At 60.0% G+C, this 10504-nt stretch carries 8 protein-coding genes and 1 pseudogene; 4 read left to right on the top strand and 5 right to left on the bottom strand.

What is annotated here, in order from left to right; all coding sequences use genetic code 11:
* The 3 genes and pseudogenes from DBR18_RS23005 to DBR18_RS22995 form a co-directional block, all read right to left on the bottom strand.
* Positions 1–220, bottom strand: a pseudogene (locus DBR18_RS23005) (hypothetical protein); the annotation flags it as partial.
* A 524-nt stretch (positions 221–744) separates the two neighbouring features.
* On the bottom strand, positions 745–3156 hold the full coding sequence (locus DBR18_RS23000; protein ID WP_108592039.1) for a glucose/quinate/shikimate family membrane-bound PQQ-dependent dehydrogenase: 2412 nt from the start codon (positions 3154–3156) through the stop codon (positions 745–747).
* A 223-nt stretch (positions 3157–3379) separates the two neighbouring features.
* A complete protein-coding gene (locus DBR18_RS22995; RefSeq protein ID WP_108592038.1) occupies positions 3380–4741 on the bottom strand; it encodes a carbohydrate porin in 1362 nt (453 codons plus the stop codon).
* Between the two features lie 332 nt (positions 4742–5073).
* On the opposite strand from DBR18_RS22995, the gene DBR18_RS22990 reads away from it, so the two are divergent.
* Complete coding sequence (locus DBR18_RS22990; RefSeq protein WP_003227831.1) at positions 5074–5304, top strand: VF530 family DNA-binding protein; 231 nt, start codon at positions 5074–5076, stop codon at positions 5302–5304.
* Between the two features lies 1 nt (position 5305).
* The gene (locus tag DBR18_RS22985) at positions 5306–5944 is read left to right on the top strand and encodes a Pr6Pr family membrane protein (RefSeq protein ID WP_108592037.1); all 639 of its coding nucleotides are present in this window, start codon (positions 5306–5308) and stop codon (positions 5942–5944) included.
* 99 nt (positions 5945–6043) lie between these two features.
* Here the strand turns inward: DBR18_RS22985 and DBR18_RS22980 are convergent, their stop codons facing one another.
* Together DBR18_RS22980 and DBR18_RS22975 are read right to left on the bottom strand one after the other, a co-directional pair.
* Positions 6044–6829: a siderophore-interacting protein gene (locus tag DBR18_RS22980; protein WP_108592036.1), complete on the bottom strand. Its 786-nt coding sequence runs from the start codon at positions 6827–6829 to the stop codon at positions 6044–6046.
* Complete coding sequence (locus DBR18_RS22975; RefSeq protein WP_108592035.1) at positions 6826–7401, bottom strand: PadR family transcriptional regulator; 576 nt, start codon at positions 7399–7401, stop codon at positions 6826–6828. The genes DBR18_RS22980 and DBR18_RS22975 overlap by 4 nt, the downstream gene beginning before the upstream one ends.
* 495 nt (positions 7402–7896) lie before the next feature.
* Here DBR18_RS22975 and DBR18_RS22970 point away from each other — a divergent pair, with 495 nt between their 5' ends.
* Positions 7897–8379, top strand: coding sequence for a CS1 type fimbrial major subunit (locus DBR18_RS22970; protein WP_108592034.1), 483 nt, complete (start codon positions 7897–7899; stop codon positions 8377–8379).
* A gap of 106 nt (positions 8380–8485) precedes the next feature.
* Positions 8486–10504, top strand: a 2019-nt coding sequence (locus tag DBR18_RS22965) for a TcfC E-set like domain-containing protein (protein ID WP_256588859.1), incomplete at its 3' end; no start/stop codon positions are given.

The following is a 10504-nucleotide window of genomic DNA, read 5'->3' as shown; positions in this document are numbered from 1 at the left end:
GTGCCAGGGATTCGCAGGCGTGGACCAGCAGGCTTTCGCTGTCCTGATCGGGGGCGATCTGGAACATGGTGCTGGGTTTGTGAAAGCGCAGGGTGAGTGCGTTGGGTTTGAGGTAGTGGTCGAGGGCGCGTTCGGCGGCGTCGTGGAGCTTTTTTGAATCGAGGGATTCGTAAGGCGAGGCGCAGTCTGATTCGGGGGGATTGGGTGTTGGTTTTTTCATGGCGAAGCTCCGAATGATAAGTGGGGCTGTCACTCTCAATCGCCGCGACGCGACTGAGGGTGGCAGCTGTACGCGGGTTCGCGGACCGAGCCATTCGGCAATCTCGGCATACCCGAAGGTATCCCGCGCACAGCCACCATCAAACCAAACAAAAAGCACCTGAGCGCTCCAGTTTGGGCCGGCGATTATGCATCAAATCGAATGGACTACGGGCCGCGACGCCCGTCCGCTGAATTTGCAGCGACACCCCCGAGCCTACCCAGCCGATTTCCGAGGCACAACCGACGCGACCTGTCGGAAATCTCCGCGCAATCACCAGCAATTGTAGGACGAGCACAATTCCCACAAACCAGCCCCATTCCACCCTGTAGGAGCTGCCGAAGGCTGCGATCTTTTGATCTGGCTTTTAAAAAATCAAAGTCAAAAGATCGCAGCCTTCGGCAGCTCCTACAGGGATATTTAGTGGGCATAAAAAAGGCGATGCTCCTTGCGGGGCATCGCCTTTCATTTGCAGCCGGTAAAACTTATTCCGGCAGTTTGTACGCAATCACGTAGTCACCCATTTTGGTGCCCAGCGAACCGTGACCGCCAACAACCAGCAGCACATATTGCTTGCCGTCCTTGCCGGTGTAGGTCATCGGAGTCGCTTGACCGCCGGCCGGCAGACGCGATTTCCACAGTTCTTTACCGGTGTTCACGTCGTAGGCGCGCAGGTACTGGTCGAGGGTGCCGCTGAGGAAGCCGACGCCGCCGGCAGTCACCATCGAGCCGCCCATGCTTGGCACGCCCAGGGTGAAGCCGATCGGAATTGGCGAGCTGTCGCGGCTGGTGCCGTTTTTGCGTTTCCACACGACTTTGCCGGTGGTCAGGTCGATACCGGCGACGTAGCCCCAGGCCGGGGCCTGGCACGGTACGCCCAGTGGCGACATGAACGGGTGCATGATCACCGCGTATGGCGCGCCGGTGTTCGGTTGCACGCCAGCGGTTTCGCTCTCGCGTTTGCTGCCGGCGGCGACTTTCTCGCGTGGCACCATTTTCGAGACGAAGGCCATGTAGTTCGGGCTGGTGAACAGCATCTGGCGAACCGGGTCGACCGAGACGCCGCCCCAGTTGAACACGCCGACGTTACCCGGATAGATCAGGCTGCCCTGTTCCGACGGAGGCGTGTATTGGCCTTCGTAGCGCAGTTCCTTGAACTGGATGCGGCACAGCATCTGGTCGAACGGGCTGGCGCCCCACATGGCTTTTTCGGTCAGTTCCGGGGCCAGCAGGTTGAGGTCCGAACGGGCCTGGGTCGGTGCGGTGTGGTCACCTTTCACGGCGCCTTGCGGTACCGGGATTTCCTTGATCGGGATGATCGGCGTGCCGTCACGACGGTCGAGGACGTACAGGCTGCCCTGTTTGGTCGGGGCGATCAGCGCAGGTTTCACGCCGTCGGCGGTTTTCATGTCGAGCAGGGTTGGCTGGCTGCCAACGTCCATGTCCCACAGGTCGTGGTGGGTGAACTGGTAGTTCCAGCGCACTTTACCGGTGGCCAGGTCGAGGGCGACGATGCCGGCGCTGAATTTCTCGGCGCCTGGGGTGCGGTCAGCGCCCCACTGGTCTGGCGTCTGGTTGCCCAGTGGCAGGAAGACCATGCCGAGTTTTTCGTCGACGCTGGCCAGCGACCACATGTTGGCCGAGTTGCGGCTGTAGGTTTCGCCCGGGGCCAAAGGCTCGGTGGCGTCCGGCTTGTCGCTGTCCCAGTTCCACACCAGGTGACCGTCGCGCACGTCGAAGGCGCGGATCACGCCCGATGGCTCGTTGGTCGATTCGTTGTCGGTGACGTGACCGCCCATGATCACCAGATCACGGGTAATCGCCGCTGGCGAGGTGGAGTAGTAGCCACCGGCGGTGAACGGGCCGATGCCTTGGGTCAGGTCGACCACGCCGTTTTTGCCGAAGCCTTCGCAGATTTTGCCGGTGTCGGCGTTCAGAGCGATCAGGCGCGCATCGGCGGTTGGCAGGTACAGGCGACGCGGGCAGGCCTGGGCAACGGCTTTGCCGGCGTCGGAGATGACGGCGGACACAGCGTTTTCAGACTTGGCGTAAGCGGCTTCGTCGTAGTACGACACGCCACGGCAGGTCATGTGGGCGAAGCCCTTGAAGCCCACCGGGCTCTTGATCTGCGGATCGAAGCGCCAGATTTCCTTGCCGGTGTCCGGGTCCAGCGCCAGCACTTTGCTGTGCGCGGTGCAGGCATAGAGCATGCCGTTGGCTTTGAGCGGGGTGTTTTCGTTGGTCAGTTCCACAGGGTCATCGGCAGTCGGCAGGTCGCCGGTCTGGATGCGCCAGGCTTCCTGCAGCTTGCCGACGTTGGCCGGGGTGATTTGCTTCAGTGGCGAGTAGCGGTCACCGAATTCGGTGCGGCCATAGGCCTGCCAGTCGCCGTCAGGCATCTGCGGTGCGGTGCTGGTCATGTCCGCGGTGTCGCGGCCCAGCTCGCCGAAGGTTTCGCCCGGGTGGGTGAACAGGCTGGCCAGAGCGGTGACACCGGCCAGAACCACGGCCACGGTCAGACCACCGGTGCCCATCGGCGCAGGGCCTGCGAGCAGCAGTGGACGACGGAACCACGGCAGCAACATCACGATGCCGAGAACGAACCACAGGGCCAGACGCGGCACCAGTTGCCACCAGTCCAGACCGACTTCCCACAAGGCCCAGACGGTACTGGCGAACAGCACGATGGCGTACAGACCCAGTGCTGCGCGACGGCGCAGCAGCAACAGAATGCCGCTCAGCGCGATGCCGATACCGGCCAGCAGGTAGTACAGCGAGCCGCCGAGCATACTCAGCTTGACTCCCCCGGCCAGCATGGCCAGGCCCATCAGTAGAAGCAGAATGCCGAGCAGGCTCGGTAACAGACGGCCCCGACTCGAAGCACTTTCGGTGCTCATAGTGTGATTCTCCGTGACGTTTATGTAGTCCCGCGCTGTAGTCACTTTAGATGACGATTGGGCACAGGTATGGTTCAGATAAAAACTTGTCTAGCTAACGAATTTTTTCCCGATCCCTGTGGGAGCTGGCTTGCCAGCGATGGCGGAGTGTCAGCCGACGATAATGTCGAATGTGAAATCGCATCGCTGGCAAGCCAGCTCCCACAGGTTTCTTCGGTGTTTTTTAGAACGACGACTGGATCTTGATCCCCGCGATCAGGGCGTCATCGACGTCGTTCACGCCACCGGGATGGCGGATGTATTGCAGGTTCGGGCGCACGGTCAGCCAGTTGGCGACGTGCACGCCGTAATACAGTTCGGCGCTGTATTCGGTGTCCTGCGGCGGCAGGAACGCCGGGTCGTCGTAGTCGTAAACCGCGTGCGCCTGATTGCTCGCTTCGGCATTCTTGCGATACGCCGGGTTGACATGCACGCGGGCCAGGGCGAAACCGATGTCGTCCTTGGCGCGGGCATCGAACGGGCCTTTGTAGACCACGCCGGCCTGCACGTAGTTGTCGATCGCGTTGGTTTTCTTGTCGTGCATCGTCGCGTTGGCGAACACGCTCAAGCCGCGCGAGTGGTCGCTGGCGAGGCTGGTGACTTGTTGCTGGGCACCGAACCACACGCCGTGTTTGCTCGACGCGCTGCGGTAGGCTTCGCCGCTCAGCGCGGCTGGCTGGCCGTTCTGGTCTTTATAGACGTCGGAGGCCTTGGCGCTGCTGTAGTAGTAACCGGCGCGGTATTCGCCCGGCAGGCCATTGAGTTTTGGCGTCCACACCAGCTCCACCGGCAGCACCGCGCCCTGGGTGCCGCTGCCGCTGAGTTTGAAGCCGTTGCCGCGATCCAGGTTCGACGGGTTCTGCTCGTAGGCGCCGACCTGCGCATACAGTTCTGGGGTCAGGTGATATTTGACCCGCAGCGCCCACTGGCTGACCGGCCAGTTGTACCAGATACCGCCGACCCAGTTGCCGACTTGCGAGCCGCAGAACGCCAGGTTCTGGAAGTCGCACGGGAAGCTGTTGAAGTCTTCGCCTTCGCCGAAGCGGCCGACCTTGATGTCGAGCTTCTGGTCGAAGAATTTCTGCTGATACCACATCTGCGTCAGGCGCGTGGTCTGGCCCCGGCCCCAGACTTCCTGGGCCGAGGTGAAGCCGCCCACGCGTGGATCGTTGATCCGGTCGTTGCTGATGTTGTTGCCGCTGCGCTTGGTGATGGTCAGTTGAAACTCGGCGTCGTCCCAGCCGAGGATTTTTTGCAGGTCCAGGTGCGTGCCCAGACCAAACTGGTCGCTGTAGCGCGCGGTGCGATCGTGGTCGTAGCCGCCGTGCAGGTTGCTGCCCATTTCGCCGGTGTAGTCGAGTTTGAAGTCGTAGCCTTTTTCCGCGAGTTCGCTACGGGTGCCGTTCCAGTCACCGAGCATCCACGGTGAGTCGCTGTCGAAGGCGGGCGCCGCCTGAGCGTAGGTGGCGAAGCCGAGCGCGGTGCAGCCGCCGATCAGGCGCAGGACTGAGATAGCGCTGTCTCGGGAGAAGGAAAAATCAGGCATGGGTCAGTCTTTTTTTGATGTTTTCTGGGGGTAAACCGAGCGCTTCAATTTGACGCAGGCAGTGAAGCGATTCAGCTGAAGGGCGGCAGGATAATGATCTGTAACAAAAAGACAAAGGGGTTTTGTGGACATGCAGCTTTTCGCAATCTGTAACAGTGGCAAAAGATCGCAGCCTGCGGCAGCTCCTACAGGTGTACGCGTTCCAATGTAGGAGCTGCGGAACGCTGCGGTCTTTTGCCCTTGACCTACATTTGAAGGAAGCCCTTCCACCGCGCCGGCCCCTCGGCTAAGGTGCGCGGCTTGTGCATTTTCCCTCCGTCCAAAGGCCTGGCATGAACGACCACACTCCCGATCCGCTGCATGGCGTAACCCTCGAACAGATCCTCAATGCGCTGGTGGCGCATTACGAGTGGTCGGGGTTGGCCGAGCGCATCGATATCCGCTGCTTCAAGAGCGATCCGAGCATCAAGTCGAGCCTGACGTTCTTGCGCAAAACCCCGTGGGCTCGAGAAAAAGTCGAGCGTTTGTACGTGAAGTTGATGCGTACCAAGCGACCGCTCTGAGATGGATGCTGTTTGCCGGCGACGCCTGGTCACGTTCATTGCCACCCTCGGCTGGAGTGGATTGAGCATTCAGCTGTACCTGATTTTTTTTGCGCGCCTGAGTGTCGATGCCAGTCTGCTGGGCGGGTTGGTGAGTTTCTTCAGTTACTTCACGGTACTGACCAACACGCTGGTGGCGACGGTGCTGACCTGCGCGGTCACCCGCCGCGAATCCGCTGCGCAACGCTGGTTTCTGCAGCCGTGGGTCAGCAGCGGGGTAGCGGTGAGCATTGCCGTGGTGGGGCTGGCCTACAGCATTCTGCTGCGGCATTTGTGGCACCCCGAAGGCTGGCAGTTTATTGCCGATGAATTGCTGCACGACGTGATGCCGCTGCTGTTTCTGGGTTATTGGTGGTTTTGCGTGCCCAAAGGTACGTTACGCCTGCGGCATCTGCCGCTGTGGCTGATTTATCCACTGGTGTACTTTCTTTACGCCTTGCTGCGCGGGCATCTGTTGGGTGCGTATGCGTATCCGTTCATTGATGTGGCGCTGCTGGGTTATGCACAGGTGTTCATCAATGCCGGGGGGATATTGGTCGGGTTTGTGCTGATTGGGTTGCTGGTGATCGGTCTTGATCGCTGGAGATTTGCACGCAGTTAGAGCACCTGTAGGAGCTGCCGCAGGCTGCGATCTTTTGACGTTGATTGTTCAAAAGCAAGATCAAAAGATCGCAGCCTGCGGCAGTTCCTACAGGGGATATCACTCTTCTGCGGAACCCTCGGCCCGCCAGTAACCGACGGCTTTGATGAACTGTTCATTGAGCCCATGTTCATCAATCAGCACCCGGCGGATCTGCCGTGAGACCTTGGTCTCGGTCGCCACCCATGCATACAGATTGCCCTTGGGCACCTGCAACTGTCTGACGGTGGTCAGCAGATTGTCCTTGCCGCCTTCACGCAGCACCCAGATCACATTGACCTGCGCCGCGCTGTGCAGCACTTGCTGTTCGGCACCGTTTTCCACTTCGATCACCACCAGCGCCTTGCGATTGGCCGCCAGGCCTTCGAGACGACGGGCGATGGCGGGCAGGGCGGTTTCATCGCCGATCAGCAGGTAGCTGTCGAAGATGTCCGGCACGATCATCGAGCCGCGTGGCCCGCCGATGTGCAGGCATTGCCCGGGTTGGGCCTGTTCGGCCCAGGTCGACGCAGGGCCGTCGCCATGCAGGACGAAGTCGATGTCCAGCTCGAGTTTTTCCAGGTCGTAACGACGCGGGGTGTAATCGCGCATCTCGGGCAGCGGCACGTCGCTTTTGCCGGCGCCGAGCACCAGGGTCTCGAGCGCAGCAGCCTGTTCGGCGTTCTGCGGGAACAGCAGTTTGACGTGATCGTCGGTGCCCAGGCTGATGAAGCCTGCCAGCTGCGGCCCGCCGAGGGTGATGCGGCGCATGCGCGGGGTCAGGTCGACCACGCGCAGCACTTCGAGTTTGCGGCGTTTGATTTCGTGCATCACACGGTGAATGGTTTGGGTATCGACTGCGCTCATTCGGCTTTCTCCGGGGCAGTGGCAACGGCAGGGCCGTCGACGATGGCTTTGGCGGTGTCGTTGAGCAGGTCACGCACACGCAGGATTTCTTCCGGGCTCCAGCGCCCGTGGTGCATTTGCAAAGCGTGGCGCAGGTTGTGCACCGCCTCGTGGATTTCCGGCGGCCGGTCGTGGCCGCGCAACGATCGCTTGCTGACTTCGATGCGCATGCGCACGCCATCCAGTGCCACGGCTTGTTCACTCAAGGACAAGCGACCGGCGTCGGTCACGCTGTAGCGTTTTTTGCCGGCTTCGGCATCGCCCGTCACCAGATCGCTTTCTTCGAGAAAGGTCAGGGTCGGGTAGATCACCCCGGGGCTTGGGCTGTAGGCGCCATCGAACATGCTTTCGATCTGGCGGATAAGGTCGTAGCCATGGCAGGGCTGTTCGGCGATCAGCGCCAGCAACAGCAATTTCAGATCGCCGGGGGCGAAAACCCGTGGACCGCGACCACCACGTTCGCGTGGGGGACGTTTGTCAAAACCGTCGCGGCTGTCGCCGTGTTCGCGGTGGGGGGAATGATGGTCTCTCATTTTTGCTTCTCCTTGTCTCGTTTAGATACAACTTAAGATATATCTTGGCGAATCTGCAAGAGGCGCCGACCAGTGGTTTTTCGCGAAAAGACCGCATCGGCACCCTCGACCGTCAGTCGAAAACAGCTTTTTTCTCAAAAAAATCGCATCTTTAACTGGGCACAAAAGTTTGAATTAGTGTTAACTCTCTAATTGTCAGGTTTGCCCCTTTATATATTGAATTTGTAATATCCGTCTTACAGATAGTGTCGTGGCTTTGTGAGTCGCTATTGTTTTAACTGTGGCGCCGCGTAGTCTCTATCTGACATCCATACAATAAATTTCTTTGTATGTCGGTATTTTTCCTTCTATGTTTGGGGCGTTCTTACTACGCACTTGCAGGAGCTTTCCTGCTTACATTCAGATAAAACCGGTTGATGATGTTGCGGCGCTGAAAACACAAGTGGCTACCCGCTTGTATCTGCTGCCCTTACATACAAATACAGGTATCTGAAAATGCTTAAGAAGTTCGCACTTGCCCTTCCTCTGGTTGTTCTGTCCGGTGCGGCATTTGCTGCCGATGATGCGCGTACCAGCATCAATATCACCGCTGAAATCCCGTCGAAGATCTTCCATGCCATGCCGCGCGATCCCAACTTCGGCAAGGATGAGCGCATGACATACAGCCTGGTCAACGGCACGCTGAGCAACGTCCAGGCCACTTACGACGTACGTCATACCATGGGCTGGGTCGAAGCCTACATTGATGGCGGCCCGGCCGTGCTGTTCAATGGTGACACCACCAAGAACATTCCTCTGACCACTACCTTCAACGGTGTGGTGCTGACCGGTACACCGAAGAAAGTGGTCGAGGATGACGAGTCCAATGGCGGCGTGGCCGCGCAACTGGTCGTCTCGGCAGCGAAGCCGACCAATGACCAGGTGGGCAACTACTCGGGCAACTTCACCGTGATCTTCGATGCTGTGCCACGCGTGTAAAGCCTTTCCCGAAAAAAATAACAGGTTTGTGCAGTGAAACTTGTCGGCCGAAGTTCTGCTTCGGCCGAATTTAACTCGCCCTGCGTTTGTACAAGAGTATTCGTTCATGTTCCCTATGAAGCCCATTGCGGTGGCGCTTGCGTTATTCACCTGCGCGACCGCCAGTGCTGCCACGCCTGAAAAAAGTACAACGACGCGCAGTCTGTTGGCACAGTCCAAAGGCTTGCCAGCGGACTTCGAAGAGCACTTTTTCGACGTGCCCTTAGTGGTGCGGATAGAGCGGGATCAACAGTTTCTTGGTGAAGCGAGCATCGTCCTGTCCCGAGACGATCGCCTCACCCTGCTGGAATTCACCGACGTCGGCGACAGCCAGGTCAGTGCCAGCGATCGTGACGCCTTGAGTGCCTACCTCAAGCAAGGCGTTGCCCTTGGGCCGTGTATCAGTCAGTGCCCGCAGCAAGTGATGGCGGTGCATTACAGCCTGGAAAACTCGCTGGTTTCGATCCTGACCGAAAACGCCGAGCGCGATCCTGAGGTCAAGCGCTACTACACCCAGCCCGAAGGCGGCAGTACCGGGTTGATGGTGCGCAATCAGTTGAACCTCAATGGCGGTCAGGATCAGGACCTCGGTGGCCGCTACGGCCTGCAGACCAGCAGCAGCCTTGGCAACTGGACCCAGTCGTTCAACCTGCAACTGGCACGTCTCGGCGGCCCGGACGAGCAGCTCTACCATGCTGTGCACGAGCTCTACACCCAGCGTGAACTGCAAGGCACGTTCCTGCGTCTGGGCTTTTTCATGCCCAACTCCGAAGGCTTGAGCCGTCAGCCGCGTTCTCTGGGCGCCAGTCCCGATACCACGGTAGGCGTGATGTACGGCAGCTCCGACAGCCTGGCCATCGACACCCCGACACCCAGCGTGTACCCGATCTACGTCACCGCCAACCGCCAGGCTTCGGTGGAGATTTTGCGCAACGGTCTTTTGATCAACACCCAGGCGGTGGAACCCGGCCTGCAGACCCTCGACACCCGTCCGTTGCCCGGCGGCATTTATGAAGTGGAGGTGCGCCTGATCGAAGATGGCCAGATCACGTCCACGACCCAGGAGCTGGTGTACAAGCCCGGCAACTGGCGCAATCACGAAGAGCGCTGGCGCTATAACGTGTTTGCCGGTGAGGAAAGCAAGCTGTGGAGTAACTGGGAAGAGCAGGCGTCCGGCGAAATGACCGCTGGCGCTGCAATCAACTACCTGCTGCATCCCCGGGTGATTCTCGGCGTCTCTGCGCGGCAGATTCGCGACACCCTGCAATACGGCACGTCGGTGGACTGGACGCTGGCCAATAACCTCAGCCTGTTCGCCAACGTCTACGAGACGCAGGATCACGGCACCGGCCTCGATCTGCAGACCATGTACAACTATGGTGCCGGCAATATTTTCCTGACCCACAACCGTAGCTGGCTGGACACCACCAACACCTACGAAACCTTGCCCGACGGCACCCGCGTGCGCCAGCGCAACGTGTTTATCGGCGAGGCCAGCAACTCATCGCTGGCGATCAACCATCGGCTCAGCAACAAAAGCTCGGTCAACGCCCGGGTGTCCCACAGCGAAGGCAACGTCGAGGGCGTCGGGCTGGATCTGGGCTGGACCCAGCGCGGCCTGTTTCTGGGCAGCGATGCCAACTGGCGTTTCTCGGTGTTCGATCGCCCTGGCAGCATCAGCAGTGGCGACGCGCGCAACCGCGGCGTCGACCTGACCGTCAGCGTAGCGCTGGGCGGGCCTGGCGAGCAGTGGTCAGGCAGCATCGGCACGCGCACCTCGCGCGATGGCGGGCGCGATAACAACGGCTCGCTGACGTATCGCAAGGACATCAAGGATCACGTACTGCAAAGTGTTTCCGCCACCGCCAGCGCCGACACCTATGGAGTCGGCCTGTCCGGTATGGGCAGCTTTGCCACGGATCAGGTGTACGGCGACGCCTTCTTCCAGCGTTCGTCCTACAACGACAACCTCACTGGCGGCCTGAACCTGGACAGCACGCTGGCGTTCAGTGGCAAGCAGATGGTCATGACCAGCCAGTCGCAGACCGGCGGGGCCGGAATGATCGTTGATGTCGAGTCCGACCTC

This window comes from Pseudomonas sp. HMWF021, assembly GCF_003061005.1.
In the GTDB taxonomy this organism is placed as follows: Bacteria; Pseudomonadota; Gammaproteobacteria; order Pseudomonadales; family Pseudomonadaceae; genus Aquipseudomonas.
Note: the sequence above shows the minus strand (reverse complement) of the source record. Positions and strands in the feature narration are given on the sequence as shown.

Excerpts from the sequence above, each read along its gene's own strand:
- DBR18_RS23000 (WP_108592039.1), bottom strand. The coding sequence starts at position 3,156 with ATGAGCACCGAAAGTGCTTCGAGTCGGGGCCGTCTGTTACCGAGCCTG.
- DBR18_RS22995 (WP_108592038.1), bottom strand. The coding sequence starts at position 4,741 with ATGCCTGATTTTTCCTTCTCCCGAGACAGCGCTATCTCAGTCCTGCGC.
- DBR18_RS22990 (WP_003227831.1), top strand. The coding sequence starts at position 5,074 with ATGAACGACCACACTCCCGATCCGCTGCATGGCGTAACCCTCGAACAG.
- DBR18_RS22985 (WP_108592037.1), top strand. The coding sequence starts at position 5,306 with ATGGATGCTGTTTGCCGGCGACGCCTGGTCACGTTCATTGCCACCCTC.
- DBR18_RS22980 (WP_108592036.1), bottom strand. The coding sequence starts at position 6,829 with ATGAGCGCAGTCGATACCCAAACCATTCACCGTGTGATGCACGAAATC.
- DBR18_RS22975 (WP_108592035.1), bottom strand. The coding sequence starts at position 7,401 with ATGAGAGACCATCATTCCCCCCACCGCGAACACGGCGACAGCCGCGAC.
- DBR18_RS22970 (WP_108592034.1), top strand. The coding sequence starts at position 7,897 with ATGCTTAAGAAGTTCGCACTTGCCCTTCCTCTGGTTGTTCTGTCCGGT.